This window comes from Streptomyces sp. CMB-StM0423 (assembly GCF_002847285.1).
In the GTDB taxonomy this organism is placed as follows: domain Bacteria; phylum Actinomycetota; class Actinomycetes; order Streptomycetales; family Streptomycetaceae; genus Streptomyces.
Window position 1 is genome coordinate 5026224 of the sequence record NZ_CP025407.1, and the last position, 21675, is coordinate 5047898.

At 74.5% G+C, this 21675-nt stretch carries 22 protein-coding genes; 16 read left to right on the forward strand and 6 right to left on the reverse strand.

Features of this window, described 5'->3' with window-relative positions; translation table 11 throughout:
* Positions 1 to 24 precede the first annotated feature (24 nt).
* Positions 25 to 2145, forward strand: a complete 2121-nt coding sequence (locus CXR04_RS21925) for a hypothetical protein (RefSeq protein WP_101424021.1) — start codon at positions 25 to 27, stop codon at positions 2143 to 2145.
* Between the two features lie 485 nt (positions 2146 to 2630).
* A complete protein-coding gene (locus CXR04_RS21930) occupies positions 2631 to 3947 on the forward strand; it encodes a winged helix DNA-binding domain-containing protein (RefSeq protein ID WP_101424022.1) in 1317 nt (438 codons plus the stop codon).
* 394 nt (positions 3948 to 4341) lie between these two features.
* Here CXR04_RS21930 and mihF read toward each other — a convergent pair whose 3' ends face one another.
* A complete protein-coding gene (mihF, locus tag CXR04_RS21935; RefSeq protein ID WP_101424023.1) occupies positions 4342 to 4671 on the reverse strand; it encodes an integration host factor, actinobacterial type in 330 nt (109 codons plus the stop codon).
* 225 nt (positions 4672 to 4896) lie between these two features.
* Between mihF and CXR04_RS21940 the strand changes: the two genes are divergently transcribed.
* The 8 genes from CXR04_RS21940 (at position 4897) to CXR04_RS21980 (ending at position 10286) form a co-directional block, all read left to right on the forward strand.
* Entirely contained in the window at positions 4897 to 5364 is a 468-nt protein-coding gene (locus CXR04_RS21940) for an RrF2 family transcriptional regulator (RefSeq protein WP_101424024.1), read from the forward strand.
* A gap of 244 nt (positions 5365 to 5608) precedes the next feature.
* Positions 5609 to 5998, forward strand: a complete 390-nt coding sequence (locus tag CXR04_RS21950; protein ID WP_442802394.1) for a RidA family protein — start codon at positions 5609 to 5611, stop codon at positions 5996 to 5998.
* 101 nt (positions 5999 to 6099) lie between these two features.
* A complete protein-coding gene (locus CXR04_RS21955) occupies positions 6100 to 7482 on the forward strand; it encodes a radical SAM protein (RefSeq protein WP_101424025.1) in 1383 nt (460 codons plus the stop codon).
* 58 nt (positions 7483 to 7540) lie between these two features.
* Positions 7541 to 8188 (forward strand): class I SAM-dependent methyltransferase, encoded by a 648-nt coding sequence (locus CXR04_RS21960; RefSeq protein ID WP_101426522.1) that lies wholly within the window; start codon positions 7541 to 7543, stop codon positions 8186 to 8188.
* Between the two features lie 67 nt (positions 8189 to 8255).
* The gene (locus CXR04_RS21965) at positions 8256 to 8666 is read left to right on the forward strand and encodes a MerR family transcriptional regulator (RefSeq protein ID WP_101424026.1); all 411 of its coding nucleotides are present in this window, start codon (positions 8256 to 8258) and stop codon (positions 8664 to 8666) included.
* 13 nt (positions 8667 to 8679) lie between these two features.
* On the forward strand, positions 8680 to 9036 hold the full coding sequence (locus tag CXR04_RS21970; protein WP_101424027.1) for a thioredoxin family protein: 357 nt from the start codon (positions 8680 to 8682) through the stop codon (positions 9034 to 9036).
* Positions 9037 to 9173: 137 nt separating this feature from the next.
* Positions 9174 to 9764 carry a hypothetical protein gene (locus tag CXR04_RS21975; protein WP_101424028.1) on the forward strand — a complete coding sequence of 197 codons (591 nt, stop codon included), beginning with the start codon at positions 9174 to 9176 and terminating at the stop codon, positions 9762 to 9764.
* Positions 9765 to 9878: 114 nt separating this feature from the next.
* Complete coding sequence (locus tag CXR04_RS21980; RefSeq protein WP_101424029.1) at positions 9879 to 10286, forward strand: RidA family protein; 408 nt, start codon at positions 9879 to 9881, stop codon at positions 10284 to 10286.
* A gap of 13 nt (positions 10287 to 10299) precedes the next feature.
* On the opposite strand, the gene CXR04_RS21985 is transcribed toward CXR04_RS21980, so the two are convergent.
* From CXR04_RS21985 to CXR04_RS21995, 3 genes are all read right to left on the reverse strand, one after another.
* Positions 10300 to 10875 (reverse strand): TetR/AcrR family transcriptional regulator, encoded by a 576-nt coding sequence (locus tag CXR04_RS21985; RefSeq protein WP_234380402.1) that lies wholly within the window; start codon positions 10873 to 10875, stop codon positions 10300 to 10302.
* 187 nt (positions 10876 to 11062) lie between these two features.
* Positions 11063 to 12595, reverse strand: coding sequence for an MFS transporter (locus CXR04_RS21990; protein ID WP_101424031.1), 1533 nt, complete (start codon positions 12593 to 12595; stop codon positions 11063 to 11065).
* Between the two features lie 113 nt (positions 12596 to 12708).
* Complete coding sequence (locus CXR04_RS21995; RefSeq protein ID WP_234380403.1) at positions 12709 to 12957, reverse strand: hypothetical protein; 249 nt, start codon at positions 12955 to 12957, stop codon at positions 12709 to 12711.
* 119 nt (positions 12958 to 13076) lie between these two features.
* Here CXR04_RS21995 and CXR04_RS22000 point away from each other — a divergent pair, with 119 nt between their 5' ends.
* Genes CXR04_RS22000 through CXR04_RS22020 form a run of 5 tightly spaced genes read left to right on the forward strand, consistent with a single transcriptional unit; the run spans position 13077 to position 19197 of the window.
* Positions 13077 to 14450 carry a helix-turn-helix domain-containing protein gene (locus tag CXR04_RS22000; RefSeq protein WP_101424032.1) on the forward strand — a complete coding sequence of 458 codons (1374 nt, stop codon included), beginning with the start codon at positions 13077 to 13079 and terminating at the stop codon, positions 14448 to 14450.
* A gap of 46 nt (positions 14451 to 14496) precedes the next feature.
* Positions 14497 to 15306 carry a TIR domain-containing protein gene (locus CXR04_RS22005; protein WP_101424033.1) on the forward strand — a complete coding sequence of 270 codons (810 nt, stop codon included), beginning with the start codon at positions 14497 to 14499 and terminating at the stop codon, positions 15304 to 15306.
* Complete coding sequence (locus CXR04_RS22010; protein ID WP_101424034.1) at positions 15303 to 17306, forward strand: ABC transporter substrate-binding protein; 2004 nt, start codon at positions 15303 to 15305, stop codon at positions 17304 to 17306. Before CXR04_RS22005 ends, CXR04_RS22010 begins: the two co-directional genes overlap by 4 nt.
* Positions 17303 to 18376: a hypothetical protein gene (locus CXR04_RS22015; protein WP_234380404.1), complete on the forward strand. Its 1074-nt coding sequence runs from the start codon at positions 17303 to 17305 to the stop codon at positions 18374 to 18376. Before CXR04_RS22010 ends, CXR04_RS22015 begins: the two co-directional genes overlap by 4 nt.
* A 14-nt stretch (positions 18377 to 18390) precedes the next feature.
* Positions 18391 to 19197, forward strand: coding sequence for a DnaJ C-terminal domain-containing protein (locus CXR04_RS22020; RefSeq protein WP_101426523.1), 807 nt, complete (start codon positions 18391 to 18393; stop codon positions 19195 to 19197).
* 18 nt (positions 19198 to 19215) lie between these two features.
* Here the strand turns inward: CXR04_RS22020 and CXR04_RS22025 are convergent, their stop codons facing one another.
* The gene (locus tag CXR04_RS22025) at positions 19216 to 19758 is read right to left on the reverse strand and encodes a DUF1707 SHOCT-like domain-containing protein (protein ID WP_101424035.1); all 543 of its coding nucleotides are present in this window, start codon (positions 19756 to 19758) and stop codon (positions 19216 to 19218) included.
* Positions 19759 to 20024: 266 nt separating this feature from the next.
* Between CXR04_RS22025 and CXR04_RS22030 the strand changes: the two genes are divergently transcribed.
* Complete coding sequence (locus CXR04_RS22030; protein WP_101426524.1) at positions 20025 to 20513, forward strand: hypothetical protein; 489 nt, start codon at positions 20025 to 20027, stop codon at positions 20511 to 20513.
* Positions 20514 to 20628: 115 nt separating this feature from the next.
* On the opposite strand, the gene CXR04_RS22035 is transcribed toward CXR04_RS22030, so the two are convergent.
* Positions 20629 to 21639, reverse strand: a complete 1011-nt coding sequence (locus tag CXR04_RS22035) for an aldo/keto reductase (protein ID WP_101424036.1) — start codon at positions 21637 to 21639, stop codon at positions 20629 to 20631.
* Positions 21640 to 21675 lie beyond the last annotated feature (36 nt).

Here is a 21675-nt window from a genome sequence, read left to right on the forward strand (position 1 = left end):
AAGGGAAGACGGGGAGTCGTCGCAGTGACCACCGTGCAGCCGGACCGCGAAGCCGCGGCCGGCAGCCGATCAGCAGATGGAGCCGCGGCAGGAGCCGACGGGGGCCGGCCCGCGCCTGCGTCCGCCGACTCCGACGATCCGGCGGGTCCCGCGGGGCAGAGCACGGCGGACGAGGGCGGCGCGGACGAGGGCGGAGAAGACGGCGACGGTACGGCCGTGAGCGGGGCCGACGCGGCCCCCTCCGGCGCCGCCGAGGCGAGTGCCGGCGCCGCCCGTACGGGCGTCAAGGACAGCGGCGGCACCCCCCGTACGGAAGCCGCCGCCCCCTTCGCCGCCCGGCTGCGCTTCACCCCGCCCGACCGCCTCCGGCCCCACCTGCGCTGGCTCGCCCAGCGACCCGTGCTCACCACCCTCGTCGCCGCGGGCATCCTGCACATCCTGTGGCTGCTGCTCCTCGCCAACGAGGGTGGCGACCTGGCGGCGCAGGACGCCTGGGCCGAGTTCGCCGGCCGCCATCCCTCGACGGCGTACAACTTCGCCTGGTACGGGGGCATGCACCCGGTCTCGTACAGCGTCGTATCGCCCTATCTGATGGCCGTGCTCGGCGTGCGGACGACCATGGTGCTCGCCGGCACGCTCTCCGCCGGCGTGCTCGCGCTGATCCTCGCCCGCTGCCGGTACGTGCCGCGGCCGCTGGTGCCGTCGCTCTTCGGCGCCGTGGCGCTCGTGGGGAACGCGGCCTCCGGCCGCGTGACGTTCGCGCTGGGGCTGCTCTTCGCGCTGGTCGCGATCGCCCTGGTCTTCCGCGACGACCGCGAAGACGACGAAGACGATGAAGACGACGAAGAAGGAGAAAAGGGCGAGAAGGGCCGGCGGCGGGTGGGCGGCTGGCGGGGGACCGCGGTCGTGCTGTCCAGCATGCTGGCGACGGCCGCGAGCCCGGTGGCCGGGCTCTTCGCCGGGGTGGTCGCCACCGGGCTGTTCCTGCAGAAGCGGCGCACCGAGGCGTATCTGCTCGGGGCGGCGCCGCCGGTGGTCGTCGCGCTGTCGAGCTGGCTCTTCCCGTTCCAGGGGAACATGCCGATGCCGTGGATCTCCGCGGTGGCGCCGATGATCACCGCCGCGCTGATCTGGCTGATGGCGCCGGAGTCGTGGCGTACGGTCCGGATCGTCGCGGCGATCTACTTCCTCGGCACGCTCGGGGCGTGGGTCATCCCCTCGCCGGTCGGCAGCAACATCGAGCGGCTCGCGCTGATCTTCGGCGGCACGGTGCTGCTGGTCGTCGCGCAGACGGGGACCCGGCAGGCGGCGCCGCGGCTGATGCGTTCCGTGGGGGCGGCGTATCTGGCGTTCGCGGCCATCACCGTGTGGGTGGTCGTCAAGCCCGTGGTCGACCTCGTGCTCACCAGCCCGACCGCGGCCTGGACGCGCGAGCTGGCGCCGCTGGTGGACCAACTGCAGCAGGTGGACGCGGAGGCGGGGCGGGTCGAGGTCGTGCCCGTACGCAGCCACCGGGAGGCGTCCGCGCTGCAGCCGTACGTGAGCCTGGCGCGCGGCTGGAACCGGCAGGCGGACCTCGACCGGCACGAGATCTTCTACGACGGCAGCCTGACCCCGAAGACGTATCACGCCTGGCTGAAGACCTGGGCCGTGCGGTATGTGGTGCTGCCGGTGGAGGACCGGCCGGACACCGGGGCGCACGAGGAGGCGAAGATCGTCGCCAAGGGGCAGCCGTACCTGACGGAGATCTGGGCGGACGCGAACTGGCGGCTGTTCCGGGTCAACGACCCCACGCCGCTGGTCGAGGCGCCCGCGGAGGTGCGGCGGGCGGACGAGGGCGAGCTGGTCATCGACGTGAAGTACGCGGGTCCCGTGCTGGTGCGGGTGCCGTTCTCGCCGTGGCTCGGGCTGGTCGACGAGGACGGCGAGGGCGTCGAGGCGCCGCAGGTGCTGGAGGGCGACGGCTCGGACGGGGCGGACGTCGACGGGGTCCGGGAGTGGTCGGAGAGCGGGCAGCTCTACGTCAACCTGGAGGGCTGCGTGACGAAGGCCGGCGAATGGACCCGGCTGCACGCCCCGCGCCCCGGCACGTACCGCATCTCGGCCCCGTACCAACTGCCGCGCGGGACGCACTGCCCGGACTGACGGTCACCGCGGGCCGACGCCCGCGTCGAACATGATGCGGTGGAGGTCGCCGCTCTCCACCGCGTTGACCGGGTACGCGGCCGCTGGTCAGCGGCAGGTGGTCCGGCGGCGGGTGCGCGCGGAGCAGTGCCGGTTGGGTACGGGGGGTCTGGGCCGCGTGGCGCAGCGCCTCGGCGCCGGCGTGCGCCAGTAGCGCCTGGTCTTGCAACGGCGGGAGTTCCACGAGCCACATGCCATCGGCGACCACCTCCTCGGCCCGCGCCGCTGCCCCGTGCGCCGACCGTGCTCCCAGTGTGAGGGGGAGAGCGGGGGCGCGGGCCGATTCCGCGGGAAACGGCTGCGCGAGGGTGGGGCTGGTGGTAAAAGACGGTCGGCCGGGTGCCGTGTGGGGGAATTGCGGACGGAATCTGACCTGAAGTCGTCCTACGGTCGGGGGCATCCGGGTCGGCGGCATCCGGGCCGGCGGCGGTGAGGAGAGACGGCGGATGGGTACGCGGACGATGACGTGGGCGCAGGCCAGCGCGCGCCGGCTGGCGCGCAGCGGGCTGGCGGGGGTGGCGACGCCGGAGGGCGCGGGGGACTCCGCGGTGGCGGTCGGCGGCGCCCCGGCGGTCGCCGGCTCCGCGGGCAGCCGTCCCGCGCGCTCCGGCTCCCCGGCAGGCGGCCCGGCGCGCGGTGCTCGTACGGGCGCCGCCTCCGCCGGCGACGTACCCCCCGGCACCCCCGCCGCCGTCCTCCGCGCCCTCTGCGGGGCCCAGGCCCAGGTGCTCTCCGCCGCCGAACTCTCCGTCGGCATGCGCCTCGCCGACGCCACCCGCGCCGACGTACGCCGCGCGCTGTGGGAGGACCGCACCGTGGTCAAGACCTTCGGCCCCCGCGGCACCATCCACCTCCTCCCCGCCGCCGACCTGCCCCTGTGGACCGGCGCGCTCGGCGCGCTCCCCACCGGCTCCGGCAACGGCGGCGGCACCCTCGGGCTGCTCACCCCCGACCAGGCCGACGCCGTCGTCGCCGCCGCGGCCGACGCCCTCGCCGACGCGGAGCTGACCGTCGACGAGCTCACCGACGCCCTCGCGGAGCGGGCCGGGTCGTGGGCGGCGGACCCGGTGATGGAGGCGTTCCAGACGAAGTGGCCGCGCTGGCGGGCCGCCACCGCGCTGGCCGCGCACCGCGGCGCGCTGTGCTTCGGGCCGAACCGCGGCCGGAAGGTCACGTACACGAGCCCGCAGCGCTGGCTGCCGGGCTTCGCCCCCGCGCCCCCGGAGGAGGCGCTGAGCGCGCTCGTACGCCGCTATCTGTACGCCTACGGCCCCGCCACCCCGCAGGACTTCGCCCGCTGGCTCGCCGCCCCCGCGGGCTGGGCCAGGGACCTCTTCGCGGCGCGGGCGAAGGCGGCCGAGATCGAGCCGGTGGAGCTGGCGGGGGTGCCGTCGTGGGTGGTGGCGGGCGACGCGGCGACGCCGGCGGAGGAGCCGCGCGGGGTACGGCTGCTGCCGTACTTCGACGCGTACGCGATCGCCTGCCGCCCCCGCGAACTCCTCTTCCCCGGGCGGGCCTACGAGCGCGCCCTCGCCGGCGGCCAGGCGGGCAACTTCCCGGTGCTGCTGATCGACGGCCAGGCCGCGGGCGTCTGGCACCAGCGCCGCTCGGGCCGCCGGATCACGGTCACGGTCGAACCCCTCGACCGCCTCCCGGCCCGGCACGGCCGGGCGCTGGAGGGGGAGGTGGAACGGCTGGCCCGGATCATGGAGGGCCGGGCGGAGCTGACGGTGGGCCGGACAGAAGTGGGCCCCCACGCGTAGCGGCGGCACCGGGGTGCGGTCCGGCGGGCGTGCGGCCGTTGCGGGCTGTGGGGCCCGCGCCAGGTGGGTACGCACGGGAAGGTCCGGCGCGGGCACAGCGCCGGACGCCGGCGCCGTGGGCCGGCCCCCGGCCTGCGGCCTGGGCCTGGGCCTCAGCCGGTGGCACCCGGTCCCCGCACGGCGGCGGGGCTGTGGGCCCGGCACCGGGACCGCGGCCTGGGGGCGGCCGGTTCGTACGGCCCGGTCGGTGGCCCCGCCGGGCTCCCGCTGCGCCGTCCGTACGGCGAGCCCCTGCGGCCCGCGCCCCCGGGTGCTCGCCGCCATCCCGTGGCCCTGACTCCGTACGGCCCCCGCACGCCCCCCTACGACCCCACCCCGCCTCCCCCGGCGGGAGTCAGCTCCGTACCGCCGCGCTGATCAGCTCCCGCTGCACCGGGGCCAGGCTGCGGAGCCTGCGGGTGTCCGACAGGCCCAGCTTCGCCATCAGCTTCGCCGTCTGCGCGGGACCCACCCCCGGCAGCGCCAGCAGGAAGTCCTTCGCCAGCATGTCCCCGGCCAGGGCGTCCCGCGCCGCGCGCTCCAGCGCCTGGACGCAGTCGACCTCCCCGTTCTTGATCGCCCGGACCAGCGCGGTCCGGGCTCGCTGGGCCTCAAGTGCCTGGTCCAAGGCGCGCGCACACTCCACCGGACTGCGCTGTCCCGGGATCTTCTTCATCGGCCCCATCCGCACTACTCCCCTCTAGCTACTGCGACTTGAGGAGAACAGTAGCCGGAGTATCCGGATTTGATCCGCCATTTGAGTGTGTGCCGCTAAAGTCAGTTGTGCTGAAAAGTAACCGACTTGGGCGCTTAGTCGCGATGTCGGACGGTCTGCTGTGCGTATCCACTGCTCCGCAGTTCTCCTGCCTGCGTTGGTAATTCTGGAGGTTTGATATCCAGAATCATGAGGATGACCGAGGGCGTCGAGTGGGCGCTGCACAGTTGCCTGAACCCGGCGTGGGCAGGACCCGGCCGCCCGGTGACGGCCGCCCGCCTCGCGGCGTACCACGAACTCCCCGCCCCGTACCTCAACAAGCAGCTCCAGGCCCTCGTCCGGGCCGGCATCGTCATCTCCACCTCCGGGCCGCGCGGCGGCTTCCGCCTCGCCCGGCCGCTCGCGCGGATCAGGCTGATGGACGTCGTCGCCGCCGTCGAGGGCCCCGACGAGGCGTTCCGCTGCACGGAGATCCGGCAGCAGGGGCCCGGGGGCGGGGCGCCCGCGAGCTACCGGCTGCCGTGCGCCTTCGCGCACGCGATGGCCCGCGCCGAGCCGGCGTGGCGCCGGGAGCCGGCCGGGCAGACGCTGGAAGACGTGCGGGAGCAGGCGCAGGCGCCGGCCGCGCGCGAGCGGCTGCGGCGCTGGCTCGCGAACGGCTGACGGGATTTTCCGGTAAGGACCGGCCGGTGCCGGGGGCGTGCTCGTCGACGCGGTCGCGCTGGGGGCGGCGCCGGCTGCGGGGGCGGTACTCACCCTCGCGGCGGTAGTCCTGTGCACCCGTACGACCCGAGTACCGCCCGCCGCCCCCCTGCCGCCGCGCCGGCCGAGACACCGTGAGCCGACCCGGCACCACCCCGAACACCCCCGCGCCCGTTCCGAATTCACCCGAAAGGACATACCGGCCATGACCCGCGCGCTCCGCAACCCCCCGCAGCTCCACGACCCCACCGGATACGGCTGCAGCCACGTCGCCACCGCCCCCGGCCGGCCGGTCTGCATCGCCGGCCAGTACGCCTCGGACGAGACCGGAGCCGTCGTCTCCGCCGACTTCGCCGCCCAGGTCGAGCGGTCCTCCGCCAGCCTCGGCACGTACGTCGTCGGCCACGACCGCGAGCGGCCGGAGACCGTCCTCGCCGCGCTGCACCGGGTGTGGGGCGACTCACTGCCCGCGCAGACACTCGTCGGGGTGGCGTCGCGGCGCTGCCGGAGATGCTCTTCGAGGTCGACGCGGTGGCCGTACGGGCCACGGGCCGCGGGGTCCGCCGCCCCCGGGGCACCCGCCGGTCCCCGCTGACGCGGCATGTCCGCTCCCCCGGCGCCCGGGACGGGAGGCCGTCCGTGTTCAATGGAGGATGCGGCGTCGCTCCGCCACGGACGCCGGGAAGGAGCAAGTACATGGACACCGCAGCCACCGCAGCCACCGCAGCCGGTCGCAGCCGGACCGACCTCATCGAGGGCCTGATGGCCCGCTTCCCGAACGTGCCCAGAGAGGCCGTGATCAAGGAAGACCTGCTGCGCGGCGGGATGGCCTTCGACGACTCCGCGCTGAGCGGCGCGGGCGAGGACGGCTCCGGCGAGGTGAAGCCGAAGTCGTACTTCATCTTCTCCTTCGACCACGGCACGCTCCCCGAGCTGGGCGCCGCCGCGCTCAACCGCCCGCCGGAGGAGATCGTCCTCACCGGCGGCCCGTACGACCTGCGCCGCACGGTCGTCTCGGTACGGGTCAACCCCTCGTCCCCGTACCGCGTGAAGCCGGGCGACGACGGCGCCCTCGGGCTCTACCTCGACGGCGTGCGCATCGCCGACGTCGGGCTGCCGCCGATGCCGGACTACTACCGGCACAAGCTCGCCAACGGGAAGTCCGTGATGGAGGTGGCGCCCACCATCCAGTGGGGCTACCTGATCTACCTCACGGTCTTCCGGGTCTGCCAGTACTTCGGCGCCAAGGAGGAGTGCCAGTACTGCGACATCAACCACAACTGGCGCCAGCACAAGGCCGCCGGCCGCCCGTACACGGGCGTGAAGCCGGTGGAGGAGGTGCTGGAGGCGCTGGAGATCATCGACCGGTACGACACCGCGAAGACCTCCACCGCGTACACCCTCACCGGCGGCGCCGTGACCTCCCACATCGGCGGCAAGGACGAGGCGGACTTCTACGGCCAGTACGCCAAGGCCATCGAGGAGCGCTTCCCCGGCCGCTGGATCGGCAAGGTCGTCGCCCAGGCGCTGCCGAAGGCCGACGTGCAGCGCTTCCACGACTACGGCGCGCAGATCTACCACCCCAACTTCGAGGTGTGGGACCGGCGGCTGTTCGAGCTGTACTGCCCGGGCAAGGAGCGCTACGTCGGCCGCGACGAGTGGCACCGCCGGATCCTCGACTCCGCGGAGGTCTTCGGGCCTTCCAACGTCATCCCCAACTTCGTCGCGGGCGTGGAGATGGCCGAGCCGTTCGGCTTCACGACGGTCGACGAGGCCATCGCGTCCACGCGCGAGGGGCTGGACTTCTTCATGTCGCACGGGGTCGTGCCGCGGTTCACCACCTGGTGCCCGGAGCCGACGACGCCGCTGGGCAAGGCCAACCCCGAGGGCGCGCCGCTGGAGTACCACATCCGGCTGCTGGAGACGTACCAGGACGCGCTGGACACCCACGGTCTCTCGTCCCCTCCGGGCTACGGGCCGCCGGGGGCGGGGCGCGCGGTGTTCTCGGTCAGCTCCTTCATGGACTCGATGCCGCTGCCCGACGACGCCTCGGAGGCCGCTGTTCCGGCACGGACGTGACGATACGGACGTGATGGTGCCGGGGTGACCGCGCGGCCGTGGTGGGATGCTGTCCACCATGGCGCGCGCGGGAGACCACGACAGGACCCGGACCAGCTACGACACCGTGGCGGAGACCTACCTCGGCACCGTCGGCGGTGAGCTGGCGCACAAGCCGCTGGACCGGGCGCTGCTCGCGGCGCTCCTGGAGCAGGCCGGGGACGGCGCCCCGGTCGCCGACCTGGGCTGCGGGCCGGGGCACGTCACGGGGTGGCTCGCGGCGCACGGGGCGCGGGCGGTCGGGATCGACCTGTCGCCCGGCATGGTCGCGCTCGCCCGGCGCGAGCATCCGGCGGCGGAGTTCCGCGAGGGCGACCTGCTGCGGCTGCCGGCGGGGGACGGCGAGTTCGGGGCGGCGGTCGCGCTGTACTCGGTCATCCACCTCGAACCGGACGAGCTGGCGCCCGCGTTCGCAGAAGCGCGCCGGGTGCTGCGGCCCGGCGGGCGGCTGCTGGTCTCGTTCCACGTCGGCACCGAGGTGCGGCACCTGGACGACTGGTGGGGGCACCCGGTCGACGTGGACTTCCGCTTCCTGGAGCCGGCGGCGGTGGCCGCCCTGCTCGGGGCGGCCGGTTTCGAGGCCGAGGCGACGCTGGAGCGCGCCCACTACCCGCAGGAGCCCGAGACGACGCGCGCCTACATCCTCGCCCGGCGGCCGGAAGCGTAGGCCCCGTCCTGAGGCGTAGGGTCTCGCGCTTGTCCTGACGTCGGCGTCAACGTCTAACGTCGGCCGTATGCGCATCGGGGAACTCGCCGAGAGAGCCGGGGTCAGCACGCGGACCCTGCGCTACTACGAGTCGCGCGGGCTGCTGCCCGCCGCCGACCGCGGCGCCAACGGCCACCGCGTGTACGGCGACGACGCCCTGCGGCTCGTCGCGCAGATCCGCACGCTGCAGGACTTCGGCTTCGAGCTGGAGGACACCCGCCCGTTCGTGGAGTGCCTGCGCGCCGGCCATCCGGCGGGCGACTCGTGCCCCGACGCGCGCGCGGTGTACCGCAGGAAGATCGCCGAGCTGGACGGGCTGATGGCCGAACTGCGGGCGGCGCGCGACCACCTGACCGCGCAGTTGGCGCGCGCCGAGGCGCTGCCGGCGCCGTGCGGCGCGGGCGGGACCGACGGAGACGTGCCGCTGTGCGGCGGCTGACGGAAGAGGCCACATGACGACTTCAGGGACGACACCGCAGACGACGATCCAGGGCGTTCCGTACGTGACGGACGAGACGTTCGCCGAGGAGGTGCTGCGCGCGGACGTGCCGGTGCTGGTGCAGTTCACCGCCCAGTGGTGCCCGTCGTGCAAGCAGCTCACCCCGGTCATCAGCGCGCTCGCCGCCGAACTGGGCGACCGGGTCAGGGCCGTACGCCTCGACGTCGACCACAACCCGGGAACGACCGTCGCACACGGCGTCCTCGCCGTGCCGACGCTGCTCGTCTTCCAGGGCGGCGAGCCCGTACGGTCCGTGGTCGGCGCCCGCTCCAAGGCCCGCCTCCTGCGGGACCTCGACGGCGTGATCTGACCCCGGCGGCCGCCCGGGGAAGGCTCGGCGGGAGTGCGGGCGGCCGGCGGGACGGGGGCCGGAGGGGCGTCCGCCGGGCGGGGTGGTCGCCGGTGCGCCTGCGGGACCGTACGCGTACTCGGGGCAAAACTCCGCGTATGTCTGCATACGTTCCGCACGGCGCGTACCGTCTCCGGCGCGCTCTCACGCTCCTCTTCGCGCCCCTCCTCACCGCCGCCGCCCTGCTCGCGGGCCCGGCCGCGGACCCCGCCGCCGCCTGCCCGGCCGGAGCCTGCGGCTCCGTCGTCACCGCCCCGCTCGCACCGCCCGCCCCGGCCACCGAGCCCTGCCCCAGTCCCGATCCCGTCGTGTGCCGGATCCGGGTGCTGCCGTGGGACGAGAAGGCAGAGGCGCAGCAGACGCGGATGCGCTACCACGGGCTGCTGGAGGACATGCGCCGCACGGAGGCCCGGATGCGGGCGGACGGCGCGTCCGACGAGGAGGTCGCCAGGAAGCTGGTCGACATGCGCAACCAGGCCAAGGAGATCACCCGCGCGGGCATGACGCCCGCGGAGGTGCGCGTGCTGGAGGAGCGCAACCAGGCCAAGTACGGCAACCCCCTCGGCCCGACGGCCGACCAGCTCTACGCCAAGTACGGCTCCTGGCCCGAGGTCATCGCCGCCTCCACCCGCACCAGCACGGCCGTCGACGAGGCGCTGAGCCTGCACTACCACCCCTGCCCCGTGTAACGCCCGGGGCTGCGGGGGCTCCCGGGGCTCTCGGGGCGGTAAAGAAATACGTGGCGGGCGGGGCCGATCCTTGCGAGGGTCGGGGTGTCCGACCCCGGCTCAGAAGGAGTGCCCGTGCCCCGTGCCGTCACGCTCATCCGCTCCGCGTCCCTGTCGGACGTCGCCGAGTACGCCTACGCCGCCACGGCGCCCGCCGAGGCCCGGCTGATCTTCCTCGCGGGCGCCTGCCCGCTGAACGCGGACGGCTCCACCGCCGCGGTCGGGGACTACGCCGGGCAGGCGGCCAAGTCCGTCGAGAACCTGCGCACCGCGCTCGCGGACGCGGGCGCCGCGCTGCCGGACGTGATCAGCACCCGCGTCCTTGTCGCCTCCACCCGGCAGGAGGATCTGGTGAAGGCGTGGGAGGTGGTACGGGACGCCTTCGGCGAACACGACGTACCCAGCACGCTGATGGGCGTCACCGTCCTCGGCTACTACGACCAGCTCGTGGAGATCGAGGCCGTCGCCGCGGTGGTCGACTAGCCCGTCCGGCCCGCTAGTCCTCGCCGGTCCGCAGGCTGTGCGCGAGCACCGCGCGGATCCGGCGGACGTCCGGGCGGGCGTCGGTGAGCAGGATGTCCGCGCACAGCCCGTCCGTCGCGGCCACGAGCGCGTCGACCGCCCGCGGGTCGGTGGAGTGCCGCTCGCCGATCTGCGCCACCACCTCCCGCCACCGCCGCGCGACCGGCCGCAGGGCGGGGCGGCGGGCGGCCATCGTGGACAACTCGCGCTCGGCGAGCGCACGCTGACGGCCGTCGCCGCCCGCGGAGGCGACGAGGGCGGCGAGTCCTCCGAGGTCGTCGGTGTCGCTCTCGATGATCTCGTGCAGCCGGTGGGTGTATTCGTCGGCGACCGTGGACAGCGCCGCGACCAGCAGGTCGTCGAGGGTCGCGAAGTAGTACGCGGTGAGGCTGGTGGTGACGTCCGCCTCGCGGGCGACGGTGCGGTGGGTGACGCCGCCGGCGCCGTCGCGCTGGACGACGCGGAGCGTGGCCTCGATGATCTCCGCCCGGCGGCGCACGCCGCGGGCGCGGCGGCCGTCGGTGACGGGCTCGGCCTTGCGGCGCGTCACGCCGTGCTCCACGATGCGGGCCTCCCGTCGGGGTGGTGAGTGGGGACCAGGGTAGTCGGGAGGCGGGGGCGGGCAGCGGGCTCGTACGGACGGGGTGCGCGGCCCGTACGAGGCGGGGTGCGCGGCCCGTACGAGGCCCGGGACCCCCGCGCTACGGGCCGCGCACCCACGCGACCGGCCACCCCGCTCAGCCGTCCTCCTCCGCTGCCCCCTGGGTCGGCCCCACCCCCCGCAGCGCCACCGCCGCCACCACCGCGAGCGCCGCCGCCGCGACCCCCGTGATCCCCGTGGTCACGTTCAGCCCCGAGACGAACGCCTCCTCCGCCCGCCGCAGCACCTGCCCCGGCAACTCCGCCCCGGCAGCGGCCGGGAGGCTGTCGCCCGCCGCCTCGCGCGCGCCTTCCGGCAGCCCGGCCGGAATCCACCCCTCCATCCGGGCGCGGTACACCACCGTCGTGACGCTCCCCAGCACCGCGACGCCCACCGCGAGCCCCAGCTCCTGCACCGTCTCCGACAGCGCCGACGCGGAGCCCGCCCTCGCCGGCGGCGCCGAGCCGACGACCAGGTCCGTACCCAGCGCGGCGAGGGCGCCGAGCCCGAGGTAGACGAGCGCGAAGCCGGTGACGACCGGGGCTGCGCCGTCCGTGCGGTCGACGGTGGCGAGCAGCCCGTACCCGATGGTGGACGCGCCGAGCGTCGCCCCGACGACGTACCCCGGGCGGACCCTGCGCGCCAGCAGCGGCGCCCCGATCGCGGCGACGAACATCATCAGCGCCGGAGGCCCCATCCACACCCCCGCGGCCAGCGGCGTCATGCCCTCGACCAACTGCAGGTGCTGCGTGACCAGATACATCACCCCGCCGACACCGACGAGCCCGACCAGCAGCAGTCCCAGCGCCACCCCGAACGTCCGCTCGGCGAAGAGCCGCAGGTCCAGCAGCGGCGCGGCGAGGGTGCGCTGCCGCCGTACGAACCACACCCCCGCGGCCGCCCCGGCCGCCAGCGCCGGCACCGTCGCGCCCCCGAGGCCGCCGGCGCCTTCGGCGGCGACGTGCTTGACCGCGTAGACCACGGGCAGGATCGCGGCGAGCGACAGCGCGACGCTGGGGAGGTCGAAGGGCCCGTCCTGGCGCGCCCGGTACTCGGGCAGCAGGAACGGCGCCGCGACCAGCACCACCACGACCATCGGCACGGCGATGAGGAACGCCGAGCCCCACCAGAAGCGCTCCAGCAGCGCCCCGCCGACGAGCGGCCCGGCGGCCATGCCCAGCGCGAACATCGTCGCCCAGATGCCGATGGCCAGCGCGCGCTGGCGGGCGTCGGCGAACATGTTGCTGATCAGCGCGAGCGTCGACGGCATCAGCGTCGCCCCGGCGACCCCGAGCGCCGCGCGGGCGGCGATGAGCGCCTCCGCGCTGGGGGCGTACGCGGCGGCGACCGACGCGGCGCCGAAGGCGGCGGCGCCGGCGAGGAGCAGCCGGCGGCGGCCGAAGCGGTCGCCCAGCGTGCCCATGGTGACGAGGAATCCGGCGATCAGGAAGCCGTACGCATCCATGATCCACAGGGATTGGGTGCCGCTGGGGTGCAACTCGGCGGCGAGCGCGGGGAGCGCGAGGTAGAGGACGGTGACGTCCAGGCCGAGCAGCACGGTCGGCACGGCGAGCACGGCGAGCCCCGCCCACTCCCGGGGACCGGCGCGGCGGGCGACGGGCGTGGTCATACGGGGCTCCCTCGGCGTATGGGCGGCTGGCTTCTTTCTTGAACGATAGTTCTAGTTGTTGTTTTGTTCAAATTGTTTGGCGCGCGGTGTCGACGGTGTGGGGCGGGGAGGGCTCAGACGGTCCGGCCGGCCTCGGCGAGGAGTCCGTCGACGATGATCCGCAGCACCTGCGGATACCGGTCGAGGGCCGAGCGCTCCGGCCACAGGTCGCCGATGGCGGCCAACTGCGGCTGGCGGGACGGGTCGAGGCGGCGCAGGCCGAACGCCAGGTCGGCGGCGCCGGTGTCGGCGCGGCGGCGGTCGGAGCGGGCGACGAATGGCGCAGGCGCAGTCTCGACAGCCGAGGAGGCCCGTTCGTTCACTCTCCGTATGGGAAACGGGAAACAGCCACATTCGCCTTGTTCGACCCGCGTCCGCTGCCGCACGCTGACTGGTGCCGGCGATCGAAAGCCGCGACAGCGGCCCGGTCACGGGAGGCCGGATGCCTGAGTCCACGTACGGGTTCGGGCCCGAACTCCGCAGGCGGCGCCTGGCGGCGGGGCTCACGCTCGATCGTCTCGCCGCGCTGGTGCACTACAGCAAGAGCCATCTGAGCAAGGTCGAGACCGGGCAGAAGAGCCCCACGCCGGAGCTCGCCCGGTGGTGCGACACCGCGCTCGGTGCGGGCGGCGCGCTCGCCGCCCTCGTACCCGAGCGCGCCGTGTCCGCCCGGCGCTCTCCTGCAAGCCATGACGGTGAGGTGTGGACGTTGCGCATGCACAAGGGCGGTTCGAGCCGGTTCGAGTCGACGGCGGGGCAGCAGCCCGCTGCGGCCGGCGCCGGCGGCGAAACCGCGCCGGTCTTCGCGCACGACGCCGGTGGCGACGCACGTCCCGACACCGGTCGCGATGCCGGCAACAGTCTCGCGCTCGACGCCGTCGGCCCGCGCGCGGCCGCCGACGCCGGGGGGACGACGCTGATCGAGGCGTCGCGCGCGGTGTTCGCCCAGTTCCGCCGCCTCGGCCAGACGGCCGACCCCGCGCTGCTGCTGCCCGCGCTGATCGCCCAGACGCACACCACGGAGCAGCTCGCCCTGCGCTCCGGCCCGCGTACCCGGCGCGAACTGCTGGTGCTGGCCGCCAGGTTCGCCGAGTACACCGGCTGGATGGCCCAGGAGTCCGGCAACGACGAGGCCGCGCTGTGGTGGACCGACCGGGCCGTGGAGCTGGCGGAGGCCGGCGACGACCGCCACCTGGCGGCGTACGGCCTGGTGCGGCGCGCCCTCGTCAGCCTGCTCCGCGGCGACGTGGCGCACGCCGTCGGCCTCGCCGGGCACGCCCGCGACGGCGATGCCCCACCCCGTATCCGCGGCCTCGCCGCCCAGCACGCAGCCCAGGGCCACGCGCTCGACGGCAACTACAGCGCGTCCATGCACAGCCTCGACCAGGCCCGCGAACTCCTCGCCCTCGACCGGCCGGACCCCGGGGAGCCGGTCATCGGCGCCTCCCACGTCCCGGACGTGGTGTCGCTCTACACCGGCTGGTGCCTCTACCACCTCGGCCGCCCCCAGCGCGCCGCCGACTACCTCGCCCGGGAGACGGACCGTATGCCGTCCCACGCGTTACGCAGCCGCACCCGCTCCGGCGTCCGCCTCGCCCTCGCGCACGCCGCGTCCGGCCAGGTCGAGCACGCCTGCGACCTGCTGCGCCCCCTCCTCGGCCACGCCACCGTCGTCCACTCCGCCACCATCGGCGCCGACCTCCGCCGCACGGCCCGCATCCTGGGCCGCCACCCGCGCAACGCCGCGGTACGGGACCTGAGCCCCGACCTCACCGCGGCCCTCACCGCCACCGCGCCACGCACCACACCCCGCTGACCGACCGCCCCGCTCCACCACCACCCGGACGAAAGGACGCTCCGCCATGCCCGAAATCTTCATCAACTACCGCACGAGCGAAGGCAAGGACGCCGCCTACGCGCTCTACCACGAGCTGACCCGCCGCTTCGGCGACCGCATGGTCTTCCTCGCCGCCCAGTCCATCCCCGCGGGCGAGAACTACAACGACGCGCTGACCAAGGGGGTACGCCGCAGCAGCGTCCTGCTCGCGCTGATCGGCCACGGCTGGACCGACACCGTCCACCCCGCCCGGCCGGGCACCAGGGCGCTCGACCACGAGGACGACTGGGTACGCCGCGAGATCGAGGAGGCGTTCGCGCACGGCGTCGCCGTGATGCCCGTCCTCGTCGGCCGCAACACCGAACAGCTCGACCCCCGGCGGCTGCCCGAGAGCATCGTGGCGCTGGCGGACTGCCAGTACATGCGCTTCACGTTACGCACCGCCCGCCACGACCTCGCGCTCATCGGCGACCAGCTCGCCAAGCAGGTCCCCGAACTCGCCGCCGCCGACCGCGGCCCGGACCCGGCCGCCACCGCGGCGGAGCCGCCCGCCGAGCCCGCGCCCGGGGCCGACGACACGGCACCCGGGATGCACAACACCGGCCAGAGCGGCGGCATCGGCAACATCAGCGGCCGCATCGGCACCGTCGTCGGCGAGGCGAACGCCCCGTTCCACACCGGCTCCGGCGACCTGGTCAGCGGCGACCGCGTCGACGGCGACCAGATCAACGGCCCCCAGGTCACCGGCGACGGCAACATCGTCGGCGGCAGCGACCACGGCGGCATCGACCAGAACTTCGGCCCCGCACGCCGCCGCCGGGAGAACGACCGATGACGGACTTCGGCACGTTCGTCGGCGAGGCCCGGGCCCCATTCCACACCGGGCCCGGCGACCAGTACGTCTACATCGCCGCGATGGCCGAGGCGTCGCAGCGCCTCGGCAACCGCGGCAAGGACCCGCGGGCCGTCGCCAAGGAGCAACTCGCCTTCGTCCACCAGCGCTTCGTCCCGCCCCGCCGCTTCGGCGAGGCCCGCCGCCTGCTGCACGAGCACCGCACCGCCGTCCTCTCCGGGCCCCCGGGCTCCGGCCGGCACACCGCCGCGCAGATGCTGCTGTACGAACCGGCCGCCGGCCCGGGCATCCACGAGGTCGACCCGGAGGACGGCGAGGACGGCCGGGCGACGCTCGACCGGCGGGCGGTGGTCGACGGCGACCGCCTGCTGCTCGACCTGTCCGACTGCGGTGCGACCGGGCTGCTGGGCGAGCTTTCCGACTTCCGGTCCGTCCTGGAGGAGCGCGACGCCCGCCTGGTCGTCGTACTTCCCCCGCACCTGCGTGACCTCCTCACGGCGGAGCTGCACCGGCTGATGGTGCACGTGGACCGTCCCCGGACGGACCAGGTACTCATGCGCTACCTCCGTCGTGCGCACCTCACCCCACCCCCGGCCGCACTCGCGGTGCCCGACCTGGACGGCTTTCTGGCCGACGCCCCGATGCGCGACGTGGCGCGGCTCGCGGAGGGCATCCGCCGTGCCCGGGACGCGGCGCCCGCGGGGTCGTTCGGCGAGTGGTGGCCGGGCCCGTTGGCACAGCTCCGGGAGGACGATCCGGAGGGAGCCCAGTGGGTCGACACGCTCACCGATGGACGGCAGCGGGCGCTGGCACTGACCGTCGCGATGCTCCAAGGCGCCACACCGGACACCGTCCACGCCGCCGTGACGGCTCTGCTGGAAGAGGCCGGCCATCCCGAGGACGAACGGCCCCGGCTGGACCGGACCGATCTCAACACCGAGCTGAGCAAACTCGGTTGCCCCACGGGGCCGGACGGCCGGGTGCGCTATGCGAAGCCCCGCCGCGCCCGGACCGTGCTCGCGCACTTCTGGTCCTACTTCCCCGGCCTGCGGCCCGAGTTCCACGCCTGGGTCGCCCGGTGCGTACGGGACCTGAGGCTGGACCGCGAGGAACGGGACCGGTTCATCGAGCACTTCGCCGAGCAGGCGCTCCGCACCGGCCACCCCGAAGAACTGCGCTCGCTGGCCCGCAAGTGGACGGACCGCGGCGGACACGGGCTCATGCCCGACGCCGCCAAGGTGCTTGCCGCCGGGGTGAGCCACGACGTGCACGGCCGCGCCGTACGGCAGCAGATCCTCGCCGACGCGCGGCAACACGGCGATCAGTCCCGGGCGTACCGGCTGGCCCTGACCGTGGTCTGCGCCCAGGTGATGGCCGTGAACCACCCCGACCAGGCCCTCGTCCGGCTGCACCACCTCGCCCGGGAGGAAGACGGCGACCGCCGCCCCGCGCTTGACTCCCTGCTCGGCCTCGCGACGAGCGAACGCCGCCTCTGCGCCCTGCTCCTCTCCCGGCTCGCCACCTCCGGCCTCGGTCCCACCGGCTTCCGCTGGCCGGGCGATACCCGCGTTTTCCTCGCCCTCGCCGAGGCCGTCGCCCGGCAGCCGGCCCTGTGCACCGGGCCTGCCGCGACCGAGCGGCTGACCGAGTGCCTGGCCGCCGTGTTCGCGCACCGGCCGCACGAGGAGTGGGCGCCCCACGTCGGCACCTGGCTGACCGCCGCCGCGGCCGCCCGTACCCCCGCCCACCGCGACGCGCTGCTCGCCACGCTGGCCGCCGCCGCGGCCCCCTATCCCGCGGCCGCCGGCCGCACCTACGTCCTCTCGCAGCAGTGGGTGCGCGCCTCCGGCTCCGACCGCGCGCAGCGCCGCGAGGTGGCGGAGCGCTACCGCCGCCGCCTCGACACCGCCCAGGGCATCGGCCGACCGCCCACGGAACCCGAACCCCCCGACACCGACGCCGCTCCGGAGGCCCCCCGATGAGTTCCGGCCATCGCACCCTGACGGTCTTCCTCACCGTCATCTGCCTGCTCGTCCTCACCATCGCGGGTCTTGCCGCCGACTGGCCCCGCTGGTTCTGGCCCGCCCTCGGTGCCGTAGCCCTGACGGGCACCGTCGCCGCCGCCCGCGCGGGCGCGTACCGCGGCGGGCGGATCCCGCCGGAGACCACCCTGGAGCCCGACCTCCCGATCCCGCCCCCGCCGCGCCAGGAGCACCGCGTCACGAACGTCTCGCTGCCCAGCGCCGTGCCCGACTACGACTTCCTCTTCTCCGCCACCGTGCGCTGGATCCCCGAGGACTGCGAGAGCCCGCACTTCGACCCCTGCGGCCTCGCCGTGCACGCCGTCCTGCTGCGCGCCCGGGAGTTCGCCGCCCGGCAGTCGCCGCGGTCGCCGGCCATGGCGCAGCACCAGCTCAACGGCGTGCTGAGCGTGATGGAGCCGGATGCCTCGGGCCGTGTGCTGGCCATGGCGAAGGACGTGGGCCTGGCGCTGTCGGACTCCGACCGGGAGCGGCTGAGCAAGCTGTCGAACGTACGGAAGGACGAGGACGTCTGGGAGCACGAGCGCAACTACGAGCGGAACAAGCGCATGTACCTCTCCGACGACGTGCTGAAGGATCCCGGCAGCGCCGTCGTGTGGTGGCTCGCGCGCAACGACGAGCAGGTGGAGGGCACGGTCGAGCGCATCGGGCTGCTCGCCCGGCTCTCCGCCGCGGCGAACAACAGCGAGGTCGCCCCGCCCTTCCGCGACCTGCTGTACGCGCCGGAACCCGAGCCGGAGTACGAGCCCGAGCCCGAGCCGGTGCCGGAGGAGGCGGTCGTGCCGCCGGAGGAGCAGTTCGCCGACCTGACGGCCGATTGGCTCAAGCTCGGGCGCCGGGACCCGGAGACGATCCTGCTGATCTCGCGGATGGCCGAAGCCATGGAGGGGTCGGGCAAGAAGCAGGAAGCCGACGCCCTGCGCCGCTTCTTCGGGTTCCCCGAGGACCCGCCCCCGTACGCGGACGGCCAACCGCCTGACGAGGAAGGTCCGTTCGCGGACGCGGGCTGAACAGACTCGTGCCCATGGCGGACAGGGGTGGGGAGAGCGCCGGTGCGGTGCGGTTGACCGTGGTCGGCGGGGCGGGCGTCGACAACTACCGCGACATCATGGACGCCTTCTTCGGCTCGGCGGGCACCAAACCGGGGCCGGGCCGCGCCCGCCGGGGCACCGACGCCACGCTTCCGCTCGACCTGGACCTGGAGGACATGGCCCGGGGCACGGTCGAGGAGTTCGCGATCGACACGGCGGTCCTCTGCACGGCCTGCTCGGGCGGGCTCGCGGCGACGGGGACCACGCTGGAGAAGTGCACGGACTGCGGCGGCGCGGGCCAGGTGCCGAAGGCCACGCGCAGCTTCCTCGGCCAGGTCAGGACCGCGTCCGAGTGCCGGAAATGCAAGGGCCTGGGCACCTTCCTGCCGCACCCGTGCCCCACGTGCGACGGCGACGGCCGGGTATTCACCCGCCGCACGCTCCACGTCAGGATCCCGGCGGGCATCGACCACGGCATGCGCATCAAGCTCGCCGGTGAGGGCGAGGCCGGCCCGGGCGGCGGCCCCGCGGCGGACCTCTACGTCGACGTCGCCCAGCGGGCGCACCCCCGCTTCACCCGCGACGGCGACGACCTCCACGTCCAGGTCGTGCTGCCCCCGGAGCAGGTGGCCGGGGGCACCACCGCCCTCGTACCGACCCTGATCGACGGGGAGAAGAACGTCCGCATCCCCGCCGCCATGCGCGACGACCAGGCCCTCCGGCTGCGTGATCTCGGCATGCCCCGCCTCGAAGGCCAAGGCCGCGGCGACCTCTTCGTGCACGTGGACCCCGACGGCTGACGCCCGGCCCCCGTCCGGTCAGCGGCGCGCGTGCCGGACCGTCAGCCGGCCGAAGCCCATGACCCCCGTGATCCGGATCGTCGGCCCACCGGACGCGGGCCTGCGCGGGGGCTTGTAGACGGAGTCCTTCATGCCGGTCTGCACGCCGTCGAGGTCGACCACGGCATCGTGCGGAACGATGATCGAGGCCCTGCCGGTGCCGACGTTGAGCACGATGTCGACCACCGGGTGCTCGATGACCGCCCGCGACAGGTCCAGCCGCACCCGCCCCAGCGCCGAATCCACCTTCAGCGTCCGCGGCACCCGCCACGCGCCGCTCCGCTTCACCCGCCCGGTCGCGGCCCCGATCGCGGCCGACGTGCCCGGGTCCGCCGCCGGCAACGACGCCAGCGCCGCGGCCAGTTCGCCGCGCGTGGTGGCGGTGAGCACGCGGTCGAGGCGCGCGTCCATGTCCTCGCGGGTCAGCCGCCCTTCGGCGTACGCGTCCCGCAACCGCCGGGCGCCGTCGTCCCGTTCGCCGTCGCCGACCAGCGTGGATGCGTCGTCCGGAGGGGAGGTCACGCGCTCACTGTAGCGCCGCCCGCGTACGCCGCCGCCGGGCCGGGCGCGCGGGCGCCTCGATGCGCGTCGTGCGATCCCCGCCCGGGGCTTGAAAGATCGGGGGATTTGCGCCGGTTGCTTCTACAACCCCCCGGGGGCGTCACGGGTCTTACCGGGTATCCGGGGCATGAGCCGTATGCTTCTGAAATCCCTCTGTGTCCAGAAAAGGGAGTACCGCTATGCGTTCCACCCGAGTCAGGAAGTTCGCTCTGGCGGCTGCGGCCACCGTGCTGGTCCTCACCCCCGCCGGCGCCGCCTACGCGGGCAGCGGGCCCGCGCCGGCGCCCTCGGGCACGAGCGACCGGGCCGCGGCCACCGCGCCGACCGCCAAGGGAAACCCCGAGAGCAAGCGGGCGCAGGCCGCCGGGGTCTGTGAAGACGCTTACCAGATCGGGGCGACCGGCTACATCAAGCGGAGCGGCGCGACAGTCGCGTCGGTGAAGCAGTTCTATTCGCCTTCGTGCAAGGAGAACTACGGCTACCTGTGGGTGTGGGACAGCTTCCACACCGGCGCGAAGCCGTACGACGTGACCCTCGGCGTGTTCAGCTACGACCGGGACGCCGTGGTCGGCAAGCTCACCCGCAACGACACCAAGCAGCAGGAGTTCTGGACGCAGGGCACTGCCACCGCGAACGAGTGCACGGCCGCGGTCGGCACGCTGCGCGTCGAGGGGGCGGCGCTGCCCAACCAGGGCGCGTCCGAGAAGCGCTGCTGACGGCCCTGCGCCGGAGGCTGACCGGCGTCCACGCCGGCAGACCGTACGCCGGCTGACCGTACGCCGACGGGCCCGCATCCGCGCCGCGGGCCCGTCCGCGTACCGGCCGGGAGTCCTACCGCTCGCTGTCCAGGTGCGCCAGCGCCGCCGCACCGTACCGCTCGCCGGCCACCGCCGTACGCGGCACGGCGCGCTCCACCGCCGCCAACTCCTCGTCCGTCAGCGTCAGTCCGGCCGCCGCCACCGCGTCCGCGACCCGCCGCGGCCGCCGCGCCCCCACCAGCGCGACGACGTCGCCCTCCGGCCGCGTCCCCGCCCGCCCCTGCGCCAGCACCCAGGCGACCGCGAGCTGCGCGACCGTGATGCCGCGCGGCTCGGCGATCTTCCGCAGGTTCTCCACCAGCGCCAGGTTCGCCGCCACGTTGCCGTCCTGGAAGCGCGGCAGATGGGAGCGCGCGCCGGTCGCGTCGGCCACCGGGCGGTAGCTGCCGGAGAGCAGGCCGCGGGACAGCACCCCGTACGCCGTGACGCCGATGCCCAGCTCCCGGCACGTCTCCAGTACGCCGTCCTCGGCGCCGCGGCTGAAGAGCGAGTACTCGATCTGCACGTCCGCGATCGGGTGGACGGCGTGCGCCCGCCGGATCGTCTCCGGGCCCACCTCGGAAAGACCGATGCCGCGCACGTACCCGCCCCGTACCGCCTCGGCGATGGCGCCGACCGTCTCCTCGACCGGCACGGCGGGGTCGAGCCGGGCCGGGCGGTAGATGTCGACGTGGTCGGTGCCGAGCCGCTGGAGCGAGTACGCGAGGAAGGTCTTCACCGCCGCCGGCCGCCCGTCGCTGATCCCGAACGTGCCGTCCAGGCCGGTCAACTGGCCGAACTTCACGCTCAGGACCACCTTTTCCCGGTCCCCCGCGCGCAGCGCCTGCCGGATCAGCCACTCGTTGTGGCCCATGCCGTAGAAGTCCGCGGTGTCGAGCAGCGTCACCCCGGCGTCGATCGCGGCGTGGATCGTCGCCACCGACTCCTTCTCATCCGCGGCTCCGTACGCACCGGACATCGCACTGCAGCCGAGCCCGATCGGGGCCACCCGCGGGCCATCCGCCCCCAGCCGTCGCATCTCCATGCACGCAACTCTAGGCAGCGGAAGGCCCCTTGGGTC

Excerpts from the sequence above, each read along its gene's own strand:
- CXR04_RS21960 (WP_101426522.1), top strand. The coding sequence starts at position 7,541 with ATGGCGCGCGCGGGAGACCACGACAGGACCCGGACCAGCTACGACACC.
- CXR04_RS22010 (WP_101424034.1), top strand. The coding sequence starts at position 15,303 with ATGACGGACTTCGGCACGTTCGTCGGCGAGGCCCGGGCCCCATTCCAC.
- CXR04_RS22020 (WP_101426523.1), top strand. The coding sequence starts at position 18,391 with ATGGCGGACAGGGGTGGGGAGAGCGCCGGTGCGGTGCGGTTGACCGTG.
- CXR04_RS21930 (WP_101424022.1), top strand. The coding sequence starts at position 2,631 with ATGGGTACGCGGACGATGACGTGGGCGCAGGCCAGCGCGCGCCGGCTG.
- CXR04_RS21965 (WP_101424026.1), top strand. The coding sequence starts at position 8,256 with ATGCGCATCGGGGAACTCGCCGAGAGAGCCGGGGTCAGCACGCGGACC.
- CXR04_RS21970 (WP_101424027.1), top strand. The coding sequence starts at position 8,680 with ATGACGACTTCAGGGACGACACCGCAGACGACGATCCAGGGCGTTCCG.
- CXR04_RS21990 (WP_101424031.1), bottom strand. The coding sequence starts at position 12,595 with ATGACCACGCCCGTCGCCCGCCGCGCCGGTCCCCGGGAGTGGGCGGGG.
- CXR04_RS22035 (WP_101424036.1), bottom strand. The coding sequence starts at position 21,639 with ATGGAGATGCGACGGCTGGGGGCGGATGGCCCGCGGGTGGCCCCGATC.
- CXR04_RS22015 (WP_234380404.1), top strand. The coding sequence starts at position 17,303 with ATGAGTTCCGGCCATCGCACCCTGACGGTCTTCCTCACCGTCATCTGC.
- CXR04_RS21975 (WP_101424028.1), top strand. The coding sequence starts at position 9,174 with ATGTCTGCATACGTTCCGCACGGCGCGTACCGTCTCCGGCGCGCTCTC.
- CXR04_RS21955 (WP_101424025.1), top strand. The coding sequence starts at position 6,100 with ATGGACACCGCAGCCACCGCAGCCACCGCAGCCGGTCGCAGCCGGACC.
- CXR04_RS22000 (WP_101424032.1), top strand. The coding sequence starts at position 13,077 with ATGCCTGAGTCCACGTACGGGTTCGGGCCCGAACTCCGCAGGCGGCGC.
- CXR04_RS21950 (WP_442802394.1), top strand. The coding sequence starts at position 5,609 with ATGACCCGCGCGCTCCGCAACCCCCCGCAGCTCCACGACCCCACCGGA.
- CXR04_RS22005 (WP_101424033.1), top strand. The coding sequence starts at position 14,497 with ATGCCCGAAATCTTCATCAACTACCGCACGAGCGAAGGCAAGGACGCC.
- mihF (WP_101424023.1), bottom strand. The coding sequence starts at position 4,671 with ATGGGGCCGATGAAGAAGATCCCGGGACAGCGCAGTCCGGTGGAGTGT.
- CXR04_RS21940 (WP_101424024.1), top strand. The coding sequence starts at position 4,897 with ATGACCGAGGGCGTCGAGTGGGCGCTGCACAGTTGCCTGAACCCGGCG.